This window comes from Isoptericola chiayiensis (assembly GCF_013149805.1).
GTDB classification, from domain to species: Bacteria; Actinomycetota; Actinomycetes; order Actinomycetales; family Cellulomonadaceae; genus Isoptericola; species Isoptericola chiayiensis.
In genome coordinates, this window is record NZ_JABEZT010000001.1 from 576,505 (window position 1) to 598,446 (window position 21,942).

At 74.8% G+C, this 21,942-nt stretch carries 22 protein-coding genes; 8 read left to right on the plus strand and 14 right to left on the minus strand.

Annotated features, from left to right (window positions below):
- Positions 1–3: 3 nt before the first annotated feature.
- The 9 genes from HDG68_RS02450 to HDG68_RS02490 form a co-directional block, all read right to left on the minus strand.
- Positions 4–474 (minus strand): DUF3180 family protein, encoded by a 471-nt coding sequence (locus HDG68_RS02450; RefSeq protein ID WP_172148879.1) that lies wholly within the window; start codon positions 472–474, stop codon positions 4–6.
- 1 nt (position 475) lies between these two features.
- The gene (gene folK / locus HDG68_RS02455) at positions 476–2,497 is read right to left on the minus strand and encodes a 2-amino-4-hydroxy-6-hydroxymethyldihydropteridine diphosphokinase (protein ID WP_172148880.1); all 2,022 of its coding nucleotides are present in this window, start codon (positions 2,495–2,497) and stop codon (positions 476–478) included.
- Entirely contained in the window at positions 2,494–3,429 is a 936-nt protein-coding gene (gene folP, locus HDG68_RS02460) for a dihydropteroate synthase (protein ID WP_172148881.1), read from the minus strand. The genes folK and folP overlap by 4 nt, the downstream gene beginning before the upstream one ends.
- Positions 3,430–3,432: 3 nt before the next feature.
- Positions 3,433–4,020 carry a GTP cyclohydrolase I FolE gene (folE, locus tag HDG68_RS02465; protein WP_172149155.1) on the minus strand — a complete coding sequence of 196 codons (588 nt, stop codon included), beginning with the start codon at positions 4,018–4,020 and terminating at the stop codon, positions 3,433–3,435.
- A 38-nt stretch (positions 4,021–4,058) separates the two neighbouring features.
- On the minus strand, positions 4,059–6,158 hold the full coding sequence (gene ftsH, locus HDG68_RS02470; RefSeq protein WP_172148883.1) for an ATP-dependent zinc metalloprotease FtsH: 2,100 nt from the start codon (positions 6,156–6,158) through the stop codon (positions 4,059–4,061).
- Positions 6,159–6,276: 118 nt separating this feature from the next.
- Positions 6,277–6,828: a hypoxanthine phosphoribosyltransferase gene (hpt, locus tag HDG68_RS02475; RefSeq protein ID WP_172148885.1), complete on the minus strand. Its 552-nt coding sequence runs from the start codon at positions 6,826–6,828 to the stop codon at positions 6,277–6,279.
- 5 nt (positions 6,829–6,833) lie between these two features.
- A complete protein-coding gene (gene tilS, locus HDG68_RS02480) occupies positions 6,834–7,916 on the minus strand; it encodes a tRNA lysidine(34) synthetase TilS (protein WP_172148887.1) in 1,083 nt (360 codons plus the stop codon).
- Positions 7,917–7,920: 4 nt separating this feature from the next.
- The gene (locus HDG68_RS02485) at positions 7,921–9,048 is read right to left on the minus strand and encodes a zinc-dependent metalloprotease (protein WP_172148889.1); all 1,128 of its coding nucleotides are present in this window, start codon (positions 9,046–9,048) and stop codon (positions 7,921–7,923) included.
- A 22-nt stretch (positions 9,049–9,070) separates the two neighbouring features.
- Positions 9,071–10,489: a D-alanyl-D-alanine carboxypeptidase/D-alanyl-D-alanine-endopeptidase gene (locus HDG68_RS02490; protein WP_172148891.1), complete on the minus strand. Its 1,419-nt coding sequence runs from the start codon at positions 10,487–10,489 to the stop codon at positions 9,071–9,073.
- Positions 10,490–10,676: 187 nt separating this feature from the next.
- Here HDG68_RS02490 and HDG68_RS02495 point away from each other — a divergent pair, with 187 nt between their 5' ends.
- A complete protein-coding gene (locus HDG68_RS02495) occupies positions 10,677–11,171 on the plus strand; it encodes an inorganic diphosphatase (RefSeq protein WP_172148893.1) in 495 nt (164 codons plus the stop codon).
- Positions 11,172–11,246: 75 nt separating this feature from the next.
- On the opposite strand, the gene HDG68_RS02500 is transcribed toward HDG68_RS02495, so the two are convergent.
- Positions 11,247–12,032, minus strand: a complete 786-nt coding sequence (locus HDG68_RS02500; RefSeq protein WP_172148895.1) for an NAD(P)H-dependent oxidoreductase — start codon at positions 12,030–12,032, stop codon at positions 11,247–11,249.
- A gap of 82 nt (positions 12,033–12,114) precedes the next feature.
- Between HDG68_RS02500 and HDG68_RS02505 the strand changes: the two genes are divergently transcribed.
- Together HDG68_RS02505 and HDG68_RS02510 are read left to right on the plus strand one after the other, a co-directional pair.
- The gene (locus tag HDG68_RS02505) at positions 12,115–12,480 is read left to right on the plus strand and encodes a winged helix-turn-helix transcriptional regulator (RefSeq protein WP_172148897.1); all 366 of its coding nucleotides are present in this window, start codon (positions 12,115–12,117) and stop codon (positions 12,478–12,480) included.
- 208 nt (positions 12,481–12,688) lie between these two features.
- Positions 12,689–14,026 (plus strand): bifunctional o-acetylhomoserine/o-acetylserine sulfhydrylase, encoded by a 1,338-nt coding sequence (locus HDG68_RS02510; RefSeq protein ID WP_172148899.1) that lies wholly within the window; start codon positions 12,689–12,691, stop codon positions 14,024–14,026.
- Positions 14,027–14,075: 49 nt separating this feature from the next.
- On the opposite strand, the gene HDG68_RS02515 is transcribed toward HDG68_RS02510, so the two are convergent.
- A complete protein-coding gene (locus tag HDG68_RS02515; RefSeq protein WP_172148901.1) occupies positions 14,076–14,456 on the minus strand; it encodes a hypothetical protein in 381 nt (126 codons plus the stop codon).
- A gap of 243 nt (positions 14,457–14,699) precedes the next feature.
- Here HDG68_RS02515 and metX point away from each other — a divergent pair, with 243 nt between their 5' ends.
- From metX to HDG68_RS02530, 3 genes are all read left to right on the plus strand, one after another.
- Complete coding sequence (metX, locus tag HDG68_RS02520) at positions 14,700–15,959, plus strand: homoserine O-acetyltransferase MetX (RefSeq protein WP_172148903.1); 1,260 nt, start codon at positions 14,700–14,702, stop codon at positions 15,957–15,959.
- 112 nt (positions 15,960–16,071) lie between these two features.
- Positions 16,072–16,491: a VOC family protein gene (locus HDG68_RS02525; protein WP_172148905.1), complete on the plus strand. Its 420-nt coding sequence runs from the start codon at positions 16,072–16,074 to the stop codon at positions 16,489–16,491.
- A gap of 57 nt (positions 16,492–16,548) precedes the next feature.
- Positions 16,549–17,508, plus strand: a complete 960-nt coding sequence (locus tag HDG68_RS02530) for a zinc-binding dehydrogenase (RefSeq protein ID WP_172148907.1) — start codon at positions 16,549–16,551, stop codon at positions 17,506–17,508.
- 21 nt (positions 17,509–17,529) lie between these two features.
- Here HDG68_RS02530 and HDG68_RS02535 read toward each other — a convergent pair whose 3' ends face one another.
- Entirely contained in the window at positions 17,530–19,299 is a 1,770-nt protein-coding gene (locus HDG68_RS02535; RefSeq protein ID WP_172148117.1) for a restriction system modified-DNA reader domain-containing protein, read from the minus strand.
- A 108-nt stretch (positions 19,300–19,407) separates the two neighbouring features.
- Entirely contained in the window at positions 19,408–19,728 is a 321-nt protein-coding gene (locus HDG68_RS02540) for an MTH1187 family thiamine-binding protein (protein ID WP_172148909.1), read from the minus strand.
- A gap of 30 nt (positions 19,729–19,758) precedes the next feature.
- On the opposite strand from HDG68_RS02540, the gene cofD reads away from it, so the two are divergent.
- Both cofD and cofC read left to right on the plus strand, forming a co-directional pair.
- Positions 19,759–20,682: a 2-phospho-L-lactate transferase gene (gene cofD, locus HDG68_RS02545; protein ID WP_172148910.1), complete on the plus strand. Its 924-nt coding sequence runs from the start codon at positions 19,759–19,761 to the stop codon at positions 20,680–20,682.
- Positions 20,679–21,332, plus strand: coding sequence for a 2-phospho-L-lactate guanylyltransferase (gene cofC / locus HDG68_RS02550; RefSeq protein WP_343037393.1), 654 nt, complete (start codon positions 20,679–20,681; stop codon positions 21,330–21,332). The genes cofD and cofC overlap by 4 nt, the downstream gene beginning before the upstream one ends.
- A 4-nt stretch (positions 21,333–21,336) precedes the next feature.
- On the opposite strand, the gene HDG68_RS02555 is transcribed toward cofC, so the two are convergent.
- The gene (locus HDG68_RS02555) at positions 21,337–21,942 is read right to left on the minus strand and encodes a nitroreductase family protein (protein WP_172148911.1); all 606 of its coding nucleotides are present in this window, start codon (positions 21,940–21,942) and stop codon (positions 21,337–21,339) included.

Genomic DNA, 21,942 nt, shown 5'->3' on the forward strand with positions numbered 1-21,942 from the left:
GTCTCAGGTCCGCACCACGTCCGTGCCGTCGTCGTCCTCCGGTGGCGGGATCTCGCAGAACTTCTCCACCACCAGCCCGGCCACCGTCAGCCCGATCGAGACGACCGCGGCCACTCCCGACGTGATCGCCTGGTCGCGCCGTGCCTCGACGTCGAGCTGCGGCAGCACCACCAGCACGTGGGCGACGTACCGGCCCGCCAGCAGCGCCCCCGTGTACGCGGCGGCCTTCGCCATCGCGAACGTGCGCGCCGCCCGCAACGCGTCCAGGTCCGGCTTGTCGCCGCGCAGATAGCTGCGCACCGACCAGCCCGCCCAGAGCACCAGGGCCGCGAGCAGCAGGATCGCCACCACCTCGGCCCAGGCGGCGCCGGGCACGTAGACGCCCCGCGACTCCAGCAGCCGCAGCAGGCCGAAGCCGGCGGCAGCGACCGCCACCGCCACGAGCGCCAGGGTGCGGACCCGTGTGCGACGCACGTCAGGCGCGTCCCGGCGGCTCGGCGTCGGGAGCGGGTGGGATCGGCGCGTGCGCCGCCGGGCCCTGCGGCGGGCGGTACTGCTCCGGGGCGTACGGCTCGGGAGCGCGCTGCTCCGGCTGGTACTGCTCGGGCTGGTACGTCTCCGGCTCGTACACCTCCGGCCGGTACTGCTCGGGCTGGTACGTCTCCGGCCGGTACTGCTCCTGCTGATGCGGCTCGGGGACGTACTGCTCGCCGTGCTGCTCCGGCCGGTACGGCTGGGGGTGCTGCTGCGGCGCCGGCACGGTCGCCTGCTCGGCCGACCGTGGGGCCGCGGGTGCGGGCGGCGCGTACGGCGCGGGTGCCGGCGTCGCCCCGGCGGGCGGCGTCGGGTCCGCCGGCTGCGCCGTCCGGTCCGTCGTGGCCGACGTCCGCTCGGGCAGGGACCCGGGGACGCTCGACGGGGACTGGGCCTCCGGCACGTAGGCCGGCGGCTCCTGACGCTCGGGCAGCGGGTCGGCGTAGACCGCGGGCGGTGCGGTCGCCGGGGCCGGCGCCGACGACGGGGCCGGCGGGGCGAACGCCGTCACCTCCGGCACGTACGCGCCGGTCCCGGGCTGCGCCGGCTCGACCGACGCCGGCTCCTCGACCTGGTCACGAGGAGGCGCCGCGTGCGGCGGAGCCTCGGCGGACCGCTGGGCCCCGGTCGACGGCGGCTGGGCCGGCACGGGGTGCGACGGCGGCCGCGAGGGAGCCAGCGGCTCCGACGCCTGGCCGGATGACGGCTGCTGCACCGCGCCGGACGGCGGCTGTGCCGGGACAGGCCGCGAGGGCGCCTGCGGGACGGCCCCCGACGACGTCGGCTCCGTCAACCAGTCGAGCGCCAGCCACCGGATGCCGGAGCGGTCCGGGGCGGTCGCCGCGAGCTGCGACACCGGGCCGCCGCCGAGCCCGACCAGCACGGCGTCGGGCTCGACCTCCGTCCACGGCACCAGCACGAACGCCCGCTCGCGCGCCCGCGGGTGCGGCAGCTCCAGGTCCTCGGCAGAGGCGACGAGGTCCCCGTACTGGACCAGGTCGACGTCCAGGGTGCGCGGACCCCACCGCTCCTCGCGGACCCGGCCGTGGAGCAGCTCGACCTCCTGGCACGCGCCGAGCAGGTCCCGCGGGGGCAGGGTCGTCCGCACCAGCAGCACCGCGTTGAGGTAGTCGGGCTGCTCCGGCCCGACGGCGGCCGTGCGGGCCAGCGGCGAGACCTCCATGACCTGCAGCCCCGGGATGCGGTCCAGGTCGGTGACGGCCGCGCGCAGCGTGCCCTGCGGGTCCCCGACGTTGGCACCCAGCGCCAGCACCGCTTCGACCGGCGCCTCCGGCGCCCGGTCCAGGACGTCCGTCGGTCCGTCCTGCTCCTCCGGCGCCTCCTGCGGGTCACCGTCCTGCGCGGCGCCGGCCTGCTCACCGTCGCCCTCCGCCGCGAGCGGGGCCGGCACGGGGGCCGGGGGCGGCGCCGGCACCGGGGCGTGCACCGGCTCCGGGGCGGGCGCGGGGACGACCGGCTCCGGCACCGCGGCGTCCCGCGCGGGCTCCGGCGTCGCGCCCGCCGCCTCCTGCTGCACCGCCCACGGCACCTCCACGACCGGCAGGTGCTCGCGATCCCGGCGGACCTCGACCACGACGTCGTCGAACGGCACGGAGATCGGCGCCTGCGGCTTGTGGACGCGCACGTCCACGGCCTGCACGGCCTCGTACGACAGGGCGACCGCGGCGATCCGCTCCGCGAGCGTCTCGACCAGGTCCACGGGCTCGCCCGCCAGGACGTCGTGCACGTCCTCGGCGACGTCGGCGTAGCTGACCGTCGCGGCCAGGTCGTCGGACCCGGCGGCGGGCCGCGTGTCCAGGTGCAGCACGACGTCGGCGGCGAACGTCTGGCCCTCGTCCCGCTCGGCGGGCAGCACCCCGTGCCGACCAGTCGCGGTCACGCCCGTCAGGCGGATCCGGTCCAGGGGGCGCCCGTCGGGGCCGGGAACGGCGTCGTCGCTCACGAAGTCTCCTGCTCGTCGTCCGGGCGCACGGTGCGTCCCGGTTCGTCCTGCGGCAGCGCACGGTACGCCTGCTCCCAGGCGGCCGCCACCCGCACCGCGTCCACGCTCGCACGTGCGGCGTGCACGCGCACGCACCAGGCCCCCGCCCGGGCCGCCAGCGCCGAGACCGCGGCCGTGGCGTCGTCCCGCTCGAGCGGAGCCGCGGGCAGCCCGCCGCTCGCGGCGTCGTCGGCCAGGAGGTGACCCAGGAACCGCTTGCGCGACGCACCGACCAGCACGGGCCGACCCAGCGCGTGCAGGGCGTCGAGGTGGGCGAGCAACGGCCAGTTCAGCGACCCCGCCTTGGCGAAGCCCAGACCCGGGTCGAGTACGACCTGCTCGGGTGCGACACCGGCGTCGTGCAGGTCCGCCATGCGGGCGGCGAGCTCGTCGCGCACGTCCGCCACGACGTCGTCGTACTGCTGCAGGTCGTCCATGACGTCGCTGTGCCCCCGCCAGTGCATGGCCACGTACGCCACGCCCGTCGCGGCGACCACCCCGGCCATGTCCGGATCGGCGAGCCCGCCGGAGACGTCGTTGACGATCCGGGCGCCGGCCGCGATCGCACGCTCGGCCACCCGGGAGCGGGTGGTGTCCACCGACACCACGGCCCCCGTCGCGGCGAGCCGGCCGATCACGGGGATCACCCGGTCCAGCTCCTCGTCCTCGCTCACCCGGGCCGACCCCGGCCGCGTGGACTCCCCGCCCACGTCGAGGACGTCGGCACCCTCGGCGAGCAGGTCCAGACCGTGCCGCACCCCGGCGTCGGGCTCGAACCACTCCCCGCCGTCGGAGAACGAGTCGGGCGTGATGTTCACCACGCCCATGACCAGGCAGCGACCCGTCCCGGACAGCTCGGGAAGACCGGCGACGACCGCGTCGCGTGCACTCATGCCCTACCGCCCCAGGATCAGACTCATCGCCTCCGAACGCGTCGCCGCGTTCTGCATGACTCCCCGCACCGCCGAGGTCACGGTCCGCGAGCCCGGCTTGCGCACCCCGCGCATCGACATGCACAGGTGCTCGCACTCGACCACGACGATGACGCCCCGCGGTTCGAGGATCCGCACCAGGGCGTCCGCGACCTGCGTGGTCAGCCGCTCCTGGACCTGCGGTCGCTTGGCGTACACCTCGACGAGGCGGGCCAGCTTGGACAGGCCGGTGATCCGCCCGTCCGTGCTCGGGATGTACCCGACGTGGGCCACCCCGTGGAACGGCACGAGGTGGTGCTCGCAGGTGGAGTACACCTCGATGTCCTTGACCAGCACCATCTCCTCGTGACCGAGGTCGAACGTGGTGGTCAGCACGTCCTCGGGCTCCTGACGCAGCCCGGCGAAGATCTCCCGGTAGGCGCGGGCCACCCGGGCCGGCGTGTCCCGCAGGCCCTCCCGGTCCGGGTCCTCGCCGACGGCGAGCAGCAGCTCGCGGACCGCCGCCTCGGCACGCTCGGCGTCGTACGGCGGCACGTCGGCCGCCGGGCGCATCCCGAGCGAGACGGGGCTCAGCGGGAGGTCCGCGTCGGTCACGAAGGCTCCTCGCGGTCCGTCGCGCCGTTCGTGTCGTCCCCCGCACGCGAGACGCGGTCGTCGACGTCGGTCCGGGTCGCGGCCTGCTCGGCCTCCACGTTCCCGACGACGGCGGCCTCGTCCTGCGGCAGGCCGCCCGGCGTGCCGTTGCTCGAGAAGGCGGCCTTCTCCCCGTCGGTCATGACCGGCCCCCGGGTGTGCACGGTGCGCTGCTCGCTGGACAGCCACACGTCCCGCGCCGGCCGCTTGGTGATCGGGGCGAAGACCTCGGCGAGCTCGGCCTGGTTCAGCGTCTCCTTCTCCAGGAGCTGCAGGACCAGGTCGTCCAGCACGTCGCGGTACTCGGTGAGCACCTCCCACGCCTCGTCGTGCGCGGCCTCGACGAGCTTGCGCACCTCGTGGTCCACCGTGCCGGCCACGGACTCCGAGTAGTCGCGCTGGTGACCCATGTCGCGGCCCATGAACGGCTCCGAGCTGCCCTGGCCGAGCTTGATGGCGCCGACCCGCTCGCTCATGCCGTACTCGGTGACCATCTTGCGCGCGATCGAGCTGGCCTTCTCGATGTCGTTGCTCGCACCCGTGGTCGGGTCGTGGAACACGATCTCCTCGGCCACCCGGCCACCCATCGCGTAGGCGAGCTGGTCGAGCAGCTCGTTGCGGGTGGTCGAGTACTTGTCCTCGGTGGGCATCACCATCGTGTAGCCCAGCGCGCGGCCGCGCGGCAGGATCGTCACCTTGGTCACCGGGTCCGTGTACCGCATGGCGGCCGCCACCAGGGCGTGGCCGCCCTCGTGGTAGGCGGTGATCTTCTGCTCCTTGACGTTCATCACCCGGGTGCGCTTCTGCGGACCTGCGAGCACGCGGTCGATCGCCTCGTCCAGGGCGCGGTCGTCGATGAGCTGTGCACCGCTGCGCGCGGTCAGCAGGGCGGCCTCGTTGAGCACGTTCGCCAGGTCGGCACCGGTGAAGCCCGGCGTGCGCCGCGCCACCGAGACCAGGTCGATCCCCTCGACCATCGGCTTGCCCTGGGCGTGCACCTTGAGGATGTGCTCGCGGCCCTTGAGGTCGGGGGCCTCCACGGCGACCTGCCGGTCGAACCGGCCCGGGCGCAGCAGCGCCGGGTCGAGGATGTCGGGGCGGTTGGTCGCCGCGATGAGGATGACGTTCGTCTTGACGTCGAACCCGTCCATCTCGACGAGCATCTGGTTCAGCGTCTGCTCACGCTCGTCGTGACCGCCGCCCATGCCGGCGCCACGGTGCCGCCCGACGGCGTCGATCTCGTCGATGAAGATGATCGCCGGGGAGTTGTTCTTGGCCTGCTCGAACAGGTCGCGGACCCGGGAGGCGCCGACGCCGACGAACATCTCGACGAAGTCCGAGCCGGAGATCGTGTAGAACGGCACCCCGGCCTCGCCGGCCACGGCCCGGGCGATGAGGGTCTTGCCCGTCCCGGGCGGGCCGTACAGCAGCACGCCCTTGGGGATCTTGGCGCCCACGGCCTGGAACTTCTCGGGCTCGGAGAGGAACTCCTTGATCTCGTGCAGCTCCTCGACGGCCTCGTCGACCCCGGCGACGTCCGCGAACGTCACCTGCGGCATGTCCTTGTTGACCACCTTGGCCTTGGACTTGCCGAAGCCCATCATGCGGTTGCCGCCGCCCTGCATGCGCGACAGCACGAACCAGAACACCAGCAGGATGATCAGGAACGGGATGAGGAACGAGAACATCGAGCCCAGGAACGACGGCTGCGGCAGGTAGGTGTCGTAGCCCTCGGGCAGGTCGGCGCCCTCGACGGCGGACACGACGTCCTCGCCCTGCGCCTGGACCCAGTAGAAGTCGACCTTCTCGCCGTGGTCCTGCTCGTCGTCGGTGCCCTCGTCGGTGACGTACGGCTCGCTGAGCTCGAGCTCGACCCGCTGGTCGCCGTCGATGACGAGCGCATGGTCGACCGTGTCGCCGGCGAGGAGCTCCAGCCCCTCCGACGTCTCGACGCGCTCGATCCGCTCGCCCGTGAACGCCGAGAAGGCGAGCGCGACCAGCACGAGGCCGAGCGCGATCCAGACGAGCGGTCCGCTGAAGATCTTCTTGAAGTTCATCCGTGACGGGGCGCTGCCCCGCTTCCCTTCGGTCGGGCGGTGGTTCGACCTACGAAACTACACGGGACCGCGGAGAGTTCCCGCCGCTGTTCGCCCAGGGCGTCAGGAGTGCACCTCGTCAGGAGTACACGTGCGGGGACAGCGTCCCGACGAACGGCAGGTTGCGGTACTTCTCCGCGTAGTCCAGCCCGTAGCCGACCACGAACTCGTTGGGGATGTCGAACCCGACGTACTTCACGTCGACCTCCACCTTCGCGGCGTCGGGCTTGCGCAGCATCGTCGCGATCTCCACCGACGCCGGCCCGCGCGAGCGCAGGTTCTGCACCAGCCACGACAGGGTCAGACCCGAGTCGATGATGTCCTCGGCGATGAGCACGTTGCGACCCGACAGGTCGGAGTCGAGGTCCTTGAGGATCCGGACCACGCCGGAGGACTTGGTGCCCGACCCGTAGGACGACACCGCCATCCAGTCCATCTCCAGCGGGTGGTGCAGCCGGCGCGACAGGTCCGCCATCACCATGACGGCGCCCTTGAGCACCCCCACCAGGAGGAGGTCCTTGCCCGCGTAGTCGGCGTCGATCTGGGCGGCCATCTCGTCGAGCCGGGTACCGAGCTGCTCCTCGGTGTGCAGGATGTGGGCGATGTCGCCGGCGACGTCCGAATGGTCCACGTGGGTCACTCCTCACGGTGCGTGGCAGGGGGGCGCGCGCCGGACGACGCCGGTCGCAGGAACAGCCTGCCACACGCCCGGGCGGCCCGTGCATCGCCCGGCAGGTGCACCTCCCCCTGCCCGCGCCAGGCCACGACCAGCGCGTCGAGGGCGTCGACGTGGCGGGCCGTCGTCGTACCGGGCGGGCAGCCGACCGCGAGCGCCGCACCGCGCAGGGCCCGGCGTCGCAGCGCCGCCGGGGCGTCGGCCAGCACGGCGACGTCCAGCACCACCTCGTCGCCGCCCCCCGCCGTGGCACACGCGGCCGCGGCGGTCCGGGCGGCGGACAGGAGCTCGGCGGCGAGCTCGTCCAGCGCGTCGGCGTCGTCGCGCAGCTGGTCGGCGCTGCGGGCGAGCGCCTCGACCGCGCCGGGACCGAGCACCTCGCCGAGCACGGGCAGCAGCCGGCCGCGCACGCGGGACCGCAGCGGCGCCGTCGGCCCGGGTTCGTTGGTCGGGTCGCGCCAGGGCACCAGCCCCTCGACGGCGCAGACCCGCTCGGTCTGCTCGCGACGCAGCCCCAGCAGCGGACGCCGGAACACCCCGCGCGTGGCCGGCATGCCGGCCAGCGACCGTGCTCCGCTGCCCCGGGCCAGGCCGAGCAGCACCTGCTCGGCCTGGTCGTCGAGGGTGTGTCCGAGCAGCACCGTCACCGCGCCGGTGGTGGTGGCGACGTCCTCCAGCAGCCGGTAGCGCGCGTCCCGCGCGGCGGCCTCGAGCCCCTCGCCCCGCGGCACCACGTCGGCGACCCGTACCGCGACCGGATCCAGTCCGAGGTCGCGGCACTGCTGCGCGGCCCGCGCCGCGACGTCGTCGGACCCGGCCTGCAGCCCGTGGTCGACGACGACGGCACCGGCCCGCACCGCATGCCCCCGGGAGCGCACGGACCGGCCCACCCGCCGGGCCTCGTGGGCGACGGCGGCCGCGAGCGCCAGCGAGTCGGGCCCGCCGGAGCACGCGACCAGGACGAGGTCGTCGGGCCCGAGGTCGGCCAGCTCGCGGCGGACGGCGGTGCGGGCGGCGGCGAGGGCCGCGTCGACGCGGGGCACGGCGTCAGCCGTGGACGCGGCGGACCCAGGCGCGCGGGTCGGCGATCTCCCGCGAGCTCGGCAGGTTCTCGGGGGCGGTCCACACGGCGTTGAGCCCGTCGCGGCCGACGTCGGCGTTGACGGCACGCACGAACGCGGCGCCGTCGCGGTACTGGGCGAGCTTGGCGTCCATGCCGAGGATGCGGCGCAGCACGACGTCGAACCGTGGTGCGCCCTCGCCGTCGCGCCGCTTCTCGAACCGGGCCCGGATCGTGCTGACGGTCGGGACGACGCGGCGGCCGACGGCGTCCATCATGACGTCGGCGTGGCCCTCGAGCAGGGCCATGACGGCGGTGATCTCGGCGAGCTCGCGCTTCTGCTCGGGGCCGATCACCTGGTCCAGCGGCGTGGTGAGGTCGCCGCGCACGGCGTCGAGGACGGTGCGGCCGACGAGGGCGAGCTTGTCGCGCAGGGGTGCGCGGCTCAGGCCGAGGGACGACGACGTCACGTCGGACAGGAGGGCGCCGAGCCGGCCGGCGAGGTGGTCGGCGAGCCAGGGCGCGGTGGCGAACTGCAGCGCGTGGGTCTGCTCGTGCAGGCACACCCAGAGGCGGAAGTCGTGGGGGTCGAGGCGCAGCGACTGCTGGGCGGCGAGCACGTTGGGGGCGACGAGCAGCAGACTCGGGCGTCCGGGCCCGTAGGGGTCGAACTGGCCGAGGACCTTCGAGGACAGCAGGGCGAGCAGCCCGCCGACCTCGGCGGCGCCGGCGAGGCGTGCGGCCGCGGACTCCACGGGCCGGTCCTGGGTGAGCGCGGCGAGGACGGGGTCGGTGAGCGCGGCCATGGAGCGGGTGTTGGCCTGCGCCCACGTGGCGCGGTCGACGACGCGCACGTCGCCGAGGTCGGGCTGCTCGGTGCGCACGCGGCGGGTGAACCGGCCGGCGGCGTCGCGCACCCGTTCGGTGCGGGCGCCGGCGGGCCGCATCCGGGTCACGCGCAGCACGTGCGGCACGGCGTCGGCGGCGGCGGTGCGCAGGCCGTCGACGAGGTCGTCGAGCTGGGCGCGCGAGGCCACCGGGCCGGGGCGGGCCACGCGGCGGGCGATCTGGGCGGCGGTGGGCCAGTCGACGAGGTCGGCGCTCGGGGTCGTCACCGCTCCACCGTATCCGTGGCGCTCAGGGTCCGTCGGCGCTGCAGCCGCAGGCGGCGAGATCGTCGACGAAGTCGTCGATGATGACGTTGGCGCCCCACGACTGCCCCTCGGGGATGCGGTCGGCGAGCACCGTGAACAGCAGCAACCGGTCGTCGGCGGTCACCACCGTGCCGGACAGGCCCCGGGTGTCCGGCAGGGAGCCGGTCTTGGCGCGGGTGTAGGCGCGGCCGGCGGAGTCGGGCGGGAAGCGGTCGGCGAGGGTGCCCTCCAGGCCGGCGACGGGCAGCCCGGTGGCGGCCTCGCGCAGCGCGGGCTCCTGCACGGCCACCCCGAGGGTGTCGACGAGCTGGGTGGCGGTCATCCTCGAGCCCTGCCCGAGCCCGGAGAGGTCCGTCAGCTCCGCCCCGGTCAGGTCGACCCCCTGCGCCTCGACCTGGGACATCACCTCGCCGATCGCGGCGTCCAGCGAGCCGGGCAGGCCGACGTCGATCGCGACGAGCCGCCCGACGACCTCGGTGAGGGTGTTGTCGGACTCGACGAGGAAGTAGTCGACGATGTCCCCCAGCGGCGCCGAGTCGACACGGCCGATCTCCCGGGACGACGACGGCGCCGCCTGCCGGGTGATCTGGCCGGTCACGGTGATCCCGCGGTCGGCGAGCTGCTCGGCGAAGGTCTCGGCGGCCGCCAGCGCGGGGTCGTCCTGCCGCTGGGCGTACTTGTCGTCGGTGAGCCGGGCGACGTCGACGGCGAGCGCCGCGACCGGTGCCACGTACCCGTCCCGGGCGTCGGAGGCCCGGACCGTCGGGGCGACGTCCGGGCCGGTGAACAGGGTGTCGTCGACGGCGAGCGAGACGGTGTCGCGTCCGGAGAGCCCGATCTCGGCGACGACCTGGTCGGCGAGGTCGCCGAGACCGGCGCGTCCGTTCACGGCGTCGGGGTCGCCCGCGCCGGCAGCGAGCATCATGTCGCCGCCGCCCTGCAGGATCAGCTGCGAGTCGTCCTGGAGCATCGCCCGCGTGGGCAGCGTGACCTCGCCGCCGGGCCCGGCGTGGGCAGCCACGGCGGTGAGGATCTTCTGGGTGGAGGCGGGGACCATGAGCCGGTTCTCGCCGGAGGCTGCGACGACGTCTCCCGTACCGGCGTCGGACACCATCACCCCGACGCGGTTGCCGAGCCGGTTGTCGTCCACGAGGGCGGTGACGAGCTCGTCGACCGCAGCGGCGTCGGGGACAGGTGCGTCGTCGTCGAGCGGGGGCACGGCGACCTCGGGCGACGGCCCGGGCGTCGCTCCGGGCACCGACGGGAACGGCGCGGGTGAGGAGTGCGGCGGTTCCAGCGTGACCATGCCGGGCACGACGTCGTAGGCGTCGGCCACGAGGTAGCCGCCGAACAGGGCGAGGGCGGTCGTGACGGTGGCGCCGACACCGAGCCGCCACCCCATGCGCCCTCCCCGATCTCGTGAACCTGGTCACATGCAGGCTCTCTCCGCCCGTATTCTCGCACGCCCGCCCCGCTTCTCCCCCCGCCCGCCCTGCTCCTCCCGCCGCCGCGCGGGCCTTCCGCGGGGGTCCGGGCCGTGCTCGCATGGCACACTTGGACCGCGCGTACGCATCACGAGCGGAGGAACTGTGGAGTTCGACGTCACCATCGAGATCCCGAAGGGTCAGCGGAACAAGTACGAGGTGGACCACGAGTCGGGTCGCATCCGCCTGGACCGCATGCTCTTCACCTCGACGCGGTACCCGGACGACTACGGATTCATCGAGGGCACCCTCGGTGAGGACGGCGACCCGCTCGACGCGATGGTCCTGCTGGAGGAGCCCACGTTCCCCGGCTGCCTGATCAAGTGCCGGGCGCTCGGCATGTTCCGCATGCGCGACGAGGCCGGCGGCGACGACAAGGTGCTGTGCGTGCCGACCGGTGACCAGCGCGCCGCCTGGCGCCAGGACATCGACGACGTCTCCGACTTCCACCGCTTGGAGATCCAGCACTTCTTCGAGGTCTACAAGGACCTCGAGCCCGGCAAGTCCGTCGAGGGCGCCCACTGGGTCGGCCGCGAGGACGCCGAGAAGGAGATCGTGCGGTCCATCCAGCGCGCCAAGGACTCCGGCTACAGCCACTGACCTCCGCGCCGGCTCGACGACGGCCCTCGCCCCCGCATCCGCCGGGGCGGGGGCCGTCGGCGTCGCGGCGAGCGCTCACACGGGCTGGCGGTCCCGCACGCCGGGCGTGAGATGGATGGCGAGGTCGCCCCGGCCGGGTGCGAGCCGGGCGTGCAGCTCGCGGTCGCCGTCGTAGTCCTCGAGGAGCCTCCGGTACGCCAGGGGCCGTTCCGTCTCGATCCCGGCGAACCGGCGACGCACCCGACCGCGCGCGTCCTCGACGCCGCCCCACGTCGGCGCGTCGACGCCGAGGAGCGTCAACGGCGCCAGCGGCGCGATGCCGGTGTACCAGAAGATCCCGTGGTTGATCGGGAACAGCAGGTCCTCGATGTGGCCGTTGACGCCGCGCGCCCCGAACGACGACGGCCGGTCGCCCGCCGTGGTCACCACGAGCCCGCGTCGGCCCGCCAGCGCCCCGTCGCCGTACTTGCGCGGGTTGCCGTCGGCGTCGCGCAGTCCGTAGGCGAACCCCTCGGTGAACACGCGGTCCACCCATCCCTTGAGCACCGCGGGCATCCCGGCCCACCACAGCGGGAAGACCAGGACGAGCAGGTCGGCGCGCCGCAGCAGCGCCTGGTGCCGGGACACCTCGGGGGCGAGCAGGCCGTCCGCCGCGGCGCACCGGGCGTGCGCGCCGATCGGGGCGGTGAGCTCGTCGACGCCGTAGTCCGCGGGGCCGACGACCGGGTCCCAGCCGAGCCGCACGAGGTCGAGGACGTCCACGTCGTGGCCGTGCGCACGCAGTGTCGACGCGGCGGTCGCGGTGAGGTCGGCGGTCAGGGCGCGCCCCGAGGGCGCCGCGGAGACGATCAGTGCCTTCATGCTGTCGACGGTAGGGACAACAGCCGCCCTGCGGTAGTACGGTCTTTCTTGTCACCAAGGGACGTCGAGGGAAGTGATCGCCGTGCGAGAGGCCGTCCGACGCGCCGCCGACGTGTGCCCGATCGAGGTCGGGGTCGCCGTCGCGGGCGGCGACTGGAAGCTGACGGTGGTGTCGAAGCTGGAGCCGGGACCGTTGCGCTTCGGGGCGCTGCAGCGCGCCGTGGGGCCGGTCTCCGCCAAGACGTTGACGCGCCAGCTGCGGGCGCTGGAGACGGACGGGATCGTGACCCGGACGGTCTACGCCGAGGTGCCGCCCCGCGTCACGTACGCCCTGACCGCGGCCGGTGCGGAGCTGGCCGAGGTGGCGCGGGCCCTGGGGAGCTGGGGCGAGCGTTATCTCGGGGCGAGCGCCCCGGTGGCACCCGCGAGCGCCCCGGACGCCACGTGATCTCGACATGTGGTCCCACATCCTGAGAACCGGGGTGCGGGCGGCGCCGACGTCGGTCTACCGTCAGGTCATGACCCCGCACCGAATGTGCCGCTGACCTCGCGCACGTTCGCCTGCCCGCGTCCGGCACCGCCGGTCCGCGTCGGTCCGGCCGTGGGAGCACGTGCGCCCCGCATCGCACCCGCCGCCCGGACCGAAGGAGATCCCCGTGACCGACACGCCCCGCTGGTCGTTCTCGACCCGCCAGATCCACGCCGGCCAGCAGCCCGACCCCACCACCGGGGCCCGGGCGCTGCCCATCTTCCAGACCACCTCGTACGTGTTCCCCGACGCCGAGACGGCCGCCAAGCGGTTCGCGCTCGCCGAGCTCGGCCCCATCTACACCCGCATCAACAACCCGACCCAGGAGGTCGTCGAGAACCGGATCGCGGACCTCGAGGGCGGCGTCGGCGCGCTGCTGCTCGCCTCCGGCCAGGCGGCCGAGACGTTCGCGATCCTCAACGTCGCCGAGGCCGGCGACCACGTCGTGGCCAGCGCCAGCCTCTACGGCGGCACGTACAACCTGCTCAAGCACACCCTCGCCCGCTTCGGCATCACGACCACCTTCGTCGACGACGCGCACGACGCCGCCGCGTGGCACGCCGCCGTGCAGGACAACACCAAGGCGTTCTTCGCCGAGACCATCCCCAACCCGAAGGGTGACGTGCTGGACGTCGCCCTCGTGGCCGAGGCCGCGCACGCCGCCGGCGTGCCGCTCATCGTGGACAACACGGTGGCGACCCCCTACCTGGTCCGCCCGATCGAGCACGGTGCCGACGTCGTCGTGCACTCCGCCACGAAGTACCTGGGCGGGCACGGCACCACCGTGGCCGGCGTGATCGTCGACGCCGGCAGCTTCGACTACGGACGCGACCCCGAGCGCTTCCCCGGCTTCAACACCCCGGACCCGTCGTACAACGGGATCGTCTACGCCCGCGACCTCGGCGTCGACGGGGCGCTCGGCGCGAACCTCGCGTTCGTCCTCAAGGCCCGCGTGCAGCTGCTGCGCGACCTGGGCGCCGCGGTCTCGCCGTTCAACGCGTTCCAGATCGCCCAGGGCATCGAGACCCTGTCGCTGCGCATGGAGCGCCACGTGGACAACGCCCAGCGCGTCGCCGAGTGGCTCGAGGCACGCGACGACGTCCGCACCGTCCACTACGCCGGGCTCGCGTCCAGCCCGTGGCACGCCGCCCAGCAGCGGTACGCCCCGCGCGGCGCCGGGGCCGTCCTCGCGTTCGAGCTCGACGGCGGGGCCGAGGCCGGCCAGGCGTTCGTCTCGGCCCTGCAGCTGCACTCGAACGTCGCGAACATCGGCGACGTGCGCTCCCTGGTCATCCATCCCGCCTCGACGACGCACAGCCAGCTCACCGCCGAGGAGCAGGCGAAGTCGGGCGTGACGCCCGGTCTGGTGCGGCTCGCCGTCGGGATCGAGGACGTCGAGGACATCCTGGCCGACCTCGAGCTCGGCTTCACCGCGGCGAAGGCCACGCTCGACGCGCCGGCCTGACCGGCTCGTCGGAGCAGCCCGGCGCGTCAGCGGGGGGCCGTCCGGCGCGTCACCGCAGGGCGCGCGCCACCTCGACGGCGTCCGCAAAGGCGTCCACGTCGCCGCCGAGGGCTTCGAGCTGGTCCCGGTCCAGGACCGGGGCGAGCTCGCCCTCGGCGGTGCGCCCGAGCACGACGGGGCTGCCCCACCGCGCCACGGCGCGGGCGACGTCGTCGGGCATCTCGTCGAGGTGGACCAGCCGGAGCGGGACGTCGAGGCCGGCGACGTACTCGTCCCAGGAGCGCTTGCGGCGCACCGTGCCGTGCGTGACGTCGCACAGGGCGCAGTGCGCCGTGCCGCGCGCCCGGCCGACGACGTACCGCAGCTCGCCCAGCAGACTGCCCTCGGCGTGGTAGACGCCGACGAGCTCGACGGGTGCGTCGGTGGACATGTGCCCAGGCTACGCGCCGGACACCGACACAGCGTCTCACGATGTGGTCCCGGATGATGAGATGGCGTTCGCCCCGCCGTCGCGCCGGGGTTACCGTCGAGGACATGACCCGTCGAATGTGCTGGTGATCCTCGCGCACCGTCGCCTGACACCACCTGGCCGTGGACCTCTGTCTCCGCCGCGTGCGCTCCCCGCCCGCCTTGCACCCTCGCCGGTCCACCGGCACCGCAGCCAGGAGAGACGATGACCTCGACACCCCTCAGCACGCCGGGCACCCCGACCCCGACCCCGGGCACGCCGGGACGCGACGCCACCTGGCGCTCCCCGCGCGCCCGACGCCGCGCACCCGCCGGCCCCGTGCCCGCGTCCGGCGCCTGGCGCGAGGGCGACCCGGTCGCCCGGCGGCAGTTCCTCGACGTCGGTACCTTCGACCTCGAGGGAGGCGGCCGCCTGCCGGACGTCCGCGTCGCCTACGAGACCTACGGCGAGCTCGCGCCCGACGGCTCCAACGCCGTCCTCGTCCTGCACGCCCTGACCGGGGACGCCCACGTCGCCGGACCCGAGGGCCCCGGCCAGGCCACGGCCGGCTGGTGGGAGTCGATGATCGGGCCCGGAGCCCCCCTCGACACCGAGCGGTACCACGTCGTGGTGCCCAACGTCCTCGGCGGGTGCCAGGGCACCACCGGCCCCTCCTCGGCAGCGCCCGACGGCCGCCCCTGGGGCGGCCGGTTCCCCCGCATCACCACCCGCGACCAGGTCGCCGTCGAGATCGAGCTGACCCGCCTGCTCGGCATCTCCTCCTGGACCGCCGTCGTCGGCGCCTCCATGGGCGGCATGCGCGTGCTGGAGTGGGCGCTGCTCGGCCCGGAGGCCGGCATCGAGGTGCGCTCGATCGCCGCGATCGCCACCTGCGCCCAGTCCTCCGGAGACCAGATCGCCTGGGCGCACCCCCAGCTCTGCGCCATCCGCGCCGACCCGCGCTGGAACGACGGCGACTACTACGACGCGCCCGACGGCGAGGGTCCGCACGCCGGGCTCGCCATCGCCCGCCAGATCGCGCACACCACCTACCGCACCGCCGTCGAGCTCGACGAACGGTTCGGACGCCTGCCCCAGGGCGGGGAGGACCCGCTGACCGACGGCCGGTTCGCGGTGCAGTCCTACCTCGACCACCACGGCGACAAGCTCGCCCGCCGCTTCGACGCCAACTCCTACCTACGGCTCACCGAGACGATGATGACCCACGACATCGGGCGGGACCGCGGCGGCGTGGAGGCGGCCCTCGCCCAGATCGACGCCCGGGCCCTCGTCGTCGCCGTCGACAGCGACCGCCTCTTCCCGCCCGCCCAGTCCGAGCGGCTCGCCGCCGGGCTGCCCGGGGCCGACGGCGTGCACGTGCTGCGTTCCCCGTTCGGGCACGACGGCTTCCTCATCGAGCACGAGCAGATGGGGGCGCTCGTGCGCGACTTCCTCGCCGAGCCCTCCCGCGACCGGACCCTCTAGCCCGCGGGGAGCCGGCATCGCGCGCGTGCGCGCGCGAGCACCCCTACCGTGGATGCGGACGCCGACCCGCGGCGCCCTGCGGTACCCCCAGCGCGCTCCCCGGAGGCGACCCATGGCGCGACTCACCCCGTACCTCAGCTTCACGGACCGGGCGCGCGAGGCGCTCGAGTTCTACCGCTCGGTCCTCGGCGGCACCGTGGACATCTCGACGTTCGGTTCCATGCCCGGCATGACCGACGACCCCGCCGAGCAGGAGCTGGTCATGCACGGCCAGCTCGAGACGCCCGGCGGCCTGGTCCTCATGGCCTCGGACACGCCGTCGTTCATGACGTACGTGGCCCCGACCTCCGGCGTGACCGTCGCGCTCACCGGCGGCCCCGAGGACGTCGACGGCATCCGTGCCGCGTTCACGGCCCTGTCCGACGGCGCCACAGACGTGATGCCGTTCGAGCTCGCGCCGTGGGGCGACCACTACGGTCAGCTCGTCGACAGGTTCGGCATCTCCTGGATGTTCGACGCCGGGACGGCCTGAGCCGCCACGGCGACGGCGTCCCCACGGCGGGCCGCGGGGGCGCGTACGTTGGGTGCCATGCTCGCTGCCACCGTCGCCCGCTTCGCACCCGACGCCCCCCTCGACGCCCTCGAGGTGACCGACCGGCCCGCCCCGGAGGCCCGCGACCACTGGACCGTCGTCGACGTGCGCGCCGCCTCCCTCAACCATCACGACCTCTGGTCGCTGCGCGGCGTGGGGCTGGGCGAGGACCAGCTCCCGATGACGCTGGGCACCGACGCCGCCGGGGTCACGGCGGACGGCACCGAGGTCGTGGTCCACGGCGTGATCGGGGCGGACGGCCACGGCGTCGGCCCTCGCGAGCGCCGGTCGCTGCTGAGCGAGAAGTACCCGGGCACGCTGGCCGAGCAGGTCGCCGTCCCGACCGCCAACCTGCTGCCGAAGCCTCCCGAGCTGTCGTTCGCCGAGGCCGCCTGCCTGCCGACGGCCTGGCTGACCGCCTACCGGATGCTGTTCCGCGCCGCCGACCTGCGGCCCGGCGACCGGGTTCTCGTCCAGGGCGCCGGCGGCGGGGTGGCCACGGCCGCCGTCGTGCTCGGCGCCGCGGCCGGCCTGGACGTCACCGCCACGTCCCGCGACGCGGCCAAGCGCGCCCGGGCGCTCGAGCTGGGCGCGAGCGCCGCCGTCGCGCCGGGCGAACGCCTGCCGCACAAGGTCGACGCGGTGCTCGAGTCCGTCGGGCAGGCCACCTGGGGGCACTCGGTGCGCTCGGTCCGCCCGGGCGGGACCGTCGTCGTGTGCGGCGCGACCAGCGGGGACGCCTCGCCCGCCGAGCTGACCCGGGTGTTCTTCACCGAGCTGCGCGTGCAGGGCGTGACGATGGGATCGCGAGAGGACCTCGCCGCGCTGCTGCACTTCTGCGCGACGGCGGGGGTGCGGCCGGTGATCGACTCCGAGGTCGCGCTCGCCGACGTCGCCACGGGCCTGGCCCGGTTGGCCGCCGGGGAGCAGACGGGCAAGATCGTCGTCCTGCCCTGACCCCGTGGGCCGGGCGGCGGATCAGGCGAAGCGGCTGCGGTACGCCTCGAGCAGGGAGATGTCGTCCGGCAGGATCCGCCAGACGTTCCAGCCGTCGTCCGTCGGGGCCCCGCTGGCCGCCGTGGCGGCCCGGTCGGGGTGCTGGAACCGCGAGCCGTCCGGCAGCTCGATGTACCCCTGCGGGTGCAGGACCGCCTCGAGGACCTGGCGACGGCGCGGCCGCGACCACTCCAGGCGGGCCGGCTGCGGCAGCATGCTCGCCAGCGCGATGAGGTCGCCGTCCACCTCGTCCTCCTCCTCCGGCAACGCCGGTGCGGGAGGTGCCGGTACGGGCGGCGGCGCCCACGAGTCGTCGGTGAACGAGGACCGGTCCGGCGGCGGCGTGTACGACGGCGCCTCCAGCGGCGGCACCTCGAGGCGCGGCAGGTCCGCGGAGCCGGAGGTCCAGCGCTCCGTCGGTCCGGGCCGGCCGCGCTCACCCAGCGGGTCGTCCCCGAACGTCCCGGACGACTCGGCCGGCTCCCACGACGCGCGCCGGCGGGACCGCCGCGAGCCGAGCGCCGGCGCCGCGGCGCGCGCGAAGTCCTCGCCGAGACCCGGGGTGTCGGTGCTCGCCGCCGACGTGGTCCGCCGTGCCAGCTCGGCGAGGTCCAGGTCCTCGGCCGACGACGCCGAGGCGGACGCGTAGGCCGCGAGCCCGGGTGACATCGGGGCGGCGTCGGACGAGGCACGGAAACGGTCCGAGCGCGACCGCCGACGCGGTGCCTCACCCTGGGCCGCGGCGGGTCGCTGCGGTGTCGGGGCGGCCGGGGACGGCACCGCGGGCGCCGGTCGAGGGACGGGCGCCGGGGCAGGCTGCGGGGCCGGCGGCGACGTCCCGGCCGGGGTGCCGTCGTCGGACCGCACCCGCGGCACCGCGAGGCTCGGGGCGGACTCGGCGCGGCGCGCGGCCCGCGTGCGGCGCAGGGGCGGCTGCTCGGCGGTGTCGCCGACCTGGTCCCGCGCAGCGGCGGCGCGCCGCCCGGCCGCGGGCGCGCGGTCGGGCGTCCCGGCACCGTCGGCCGGCGAGGTCGCGACGGCGGGATTCTTGCCGGTCAGGGCGAGCCCGACCTTGACCCCCTCGGCGAACGACTCCGGCTCGGCGCCCTGGCCAGCGGTGCCGCGGACGGCCCGCTCCGCGGGCTCGGTGCCGGCCGCCCGGGACAGGCGTGGCGACGACGCTCCGGCGGCCGGGTGGATCACCAGCGGGGACACGTCCACGAACCGGCGTCCCTCCTGGTCGTGCATGACGCCCATCTTGAGGACCTCGACGGGCATCGTCGGCTGGCGCAGGAAGTCCACGGCGTTGAGGATCTCCTCGCCCGCCTCCTGGCAGATGACGATGAGGCGGGCGCTGGAACGACCCGGCTGGGAGCGGGTGATCGGCACCGAGTCGTAGAACGCGGCGATGTCCCGGTGGAACGAGCCGGCGCCGCCGTGGTAGCGCGCGGCGAGCTCGCCGCGGGTCAGCCGCCCCGCCCAGCCGGCGTGGTCGAGCGCGCGCGTCAGCGCGGCACGGTCCAGCTCGGCGACGAGCTCGACGACGACGGGCGACCCGGTGGCGTCCAGCGCGAGCAGGTGCGGCTCGTCCGGCCCGGTGCCCTGGGCGACGGGGAAGATCTGCTCGCCGAGCAGCCCGTCGATGTGCGAGTCCACGACCCGGTGCGCGGTGGTGCCCAGCCCCGGCTCGACGGCGCCGGCGGAGGACTGCACGAGGAGCGGCCTGCTGGCGTCGACCTCGAACAGTGGCATCGCGCTGACTCTCCTCGGATCGGGCGCACGGCCCGGGCGGCCGTGGTTGCGGCATAGCCTACGGCGGGGTAGGGAGTGCCGTACAACACCCCTGGTGGGTGACCAGGATCACGCGTGACCGGTCTCCCCCTCGCCTTCGGCGAGCGCCTCCTCGACGCGGGCCACCTTGCCGTCGAGCTGGCCGGAGTGCCCGGGACGAATGTCGGCCTTGAGCACCAGCGAGACGCGGTGACCGCCGGCGCCCACCGCCTCGGTGGCGCGCTGGATCACCGGCATCACCTCGTCCCACTCCCCCTCGATCTCGGTGAACATCGAGGTGGTGCGGTTCGGCAGCCCGGACTCCCTCACGATGCGGACGGCCTCGGCGACGGAGGCGGTGACGGACTCGCCCGCACCGAGCGGGGCGACGGAGAACGCGAAGACGGCCATGCGTCCATCATGCGCGTCTAGGCTCGACGTGTGAACACCTCGGTCACCCTCCTGGCCGGCGGCGTCGGTGGCGCCCGCCTGGCCCACGGCTTCGCCCGCGCCCTCGACGCGCTCACCTGCGTGGTCAACGTCGGCGACGACACCGAGCGGCACGGGCTGCACGTCTCGCCCGACCTCGACACCGTGATGTACACGCTGGCCGAGATGAACGACGAGGAGCGCGGCTGGGGCCTGACCGGCGAGTCGTACGCGACGCTCACCCAGCTCGAGCGCCTCGGCGAGGACACCTGGTTCACCCTCGGCGACAAGGACCTCGCCACCCACGTGGTGCGCACCGCACGCCTGCGCTCCGGCGAACCGCTCAGCGCGGTGACCGCCGGGCTGGCCGGTGCGCTCGCGGTGACCGCCCGGCTGCTGCCCGTCACCGACGACCCGGTCCGCACCCGGATCACCACGCCGTCGGGCGAGCTGGAGTTCCAGGAGTACTTCGTGCGGCGGCAGCACGCCGACGCCGTCCTCGACCTGGCGTTCGACGGCATCGAGGACGCCCGCCCCGCCCCCGGTGTCCTCGACGCCGTCACCGGCGCCGACCTGCTGGTGGTGGCGCCGTCGAACCCGTTCCTGTCCGTCGAGCCCGTCCTCGGCGTGCCGGGCGTGCGCGAGGCGGTCCGCTCGACGGCGGCCCGTCGCGTCGCCGTCAGCCCCATCGTGGGCGGCCGCGCCCTCAAGGGTCCGGCGGCGCAGGTGCTGGAGTCCCTCGGGCACGACGTCTCGGCCCTGGGCGTGGCGCGCCTCTACGCCGGACTGGTGGACGTGATGGTGATCGACGCCGCCGACGAGGCGCTCGCGGAACCCGTGCGCGACCTCGGGCTCGAGGTGCTGGTCACCGACACGATCATGGGCGGGCCCGACGGCCGCGAACGCCTGGCCCGCGAGCTGCTGGCCCTCGCGTGACCGAGCCGGTGACCGCCGTCGTGCCGCTGCGCGACGGGTCCAGCGGGAAGTCGCGGCTGGCGGCCGGGCTGGACGCCGGTGCCCGACGTCGGCTGGTCGTCGCGCTCGCCCGGCACGTGCTGGAGGCGCTCGCCGCGAGCCGGTCCGTGGCGCGGGTCGTGGTGGTGACGGCCGACATGCCCTTCGCCCGCGAGGTCGCCGCTCGGGTCGGCAGTCCGCGGCCGGGTCGGCCGTCCGCCGTGCCGACGTGGCCGCGCCCTGCCGACCTGATCGCGGAACCGCCGGGCGGACCCGGGCTGAACGCGGCGCTGGAGCACGCCCGCAGCCACGTCGGCGACGGGCGGCTGCTGATGGTGCACGCCGACCTGCCGCTCCTGACCACCGACGACGTGGACGCGGTGGCCGCCGAGCCGGCCGACATCGTGGTGGCCACCGACCGGCACGGCACGGGCACGAACCTCCTGCGGGTCCCGGCCGGAGCGCCCTTCGCGTTCCGGTTCGGCCCGGGCTCCCGCACCGCCCACGAGACCGAGGCCGCGGCGCACGGGCTGACCTGCGCCGTCGTGCAGCGTCCCGGGACGGCCGCCGACCTGGACACCCTCGACGACCTCGCCGAGCTGGCGCCCGCGTCCGCCACGCGGGGGCTCTAGCCGCTCACCACCGGCCGCGGTGGACGACGTCGGCCATCGGCTTGCGCCGCCGCCGCGCCGGCGACCCCTGGGCTCCCCCGGCCTCCGGGTGCCCGACGGCGACCACCCCGGTGGGCGCCCACTCGGCCGGCACGCCGAACGCCGCCCGGAACGTCTCGATGCGGTCGGCCGAGATCCCGAAGAAGCACGCCCCGAGGCCCTCGTCGACGGCCGTCTGGAGCATGAGCAGCGAGGCCATGCCGACGTCGACGTGCCAGTACGGCACCGGCCAGCGCGCCTCGTCGCGGTCGGTCCAGCCCTTGTCGGGTTCGGCGTACCGGCCGACGTAGGCGTCCCGGGAGGCGAGCGCCACGATCAGCACGGGGGCGCGGCGCATCCCGTCCAGCCAGGCCGACATGTCCCGCGGCGAGTCGGTCGGCGTCGTCGCCGCCCAGAACTGCTCCCGCTCGGCGTCGGAGGTGAGCACGAGGAACGACCAGCCCTGGGTGAACCCGGCGCTCGGCGCCCGCACGGCGGTCTCGAGCAGCCGGTCCACCACCTCGGGCGCCACCGGGTCCGGCCCGAACCGCCGGACCATGCGCCGCCGTCGGACCACGTCACGGAACTCCAT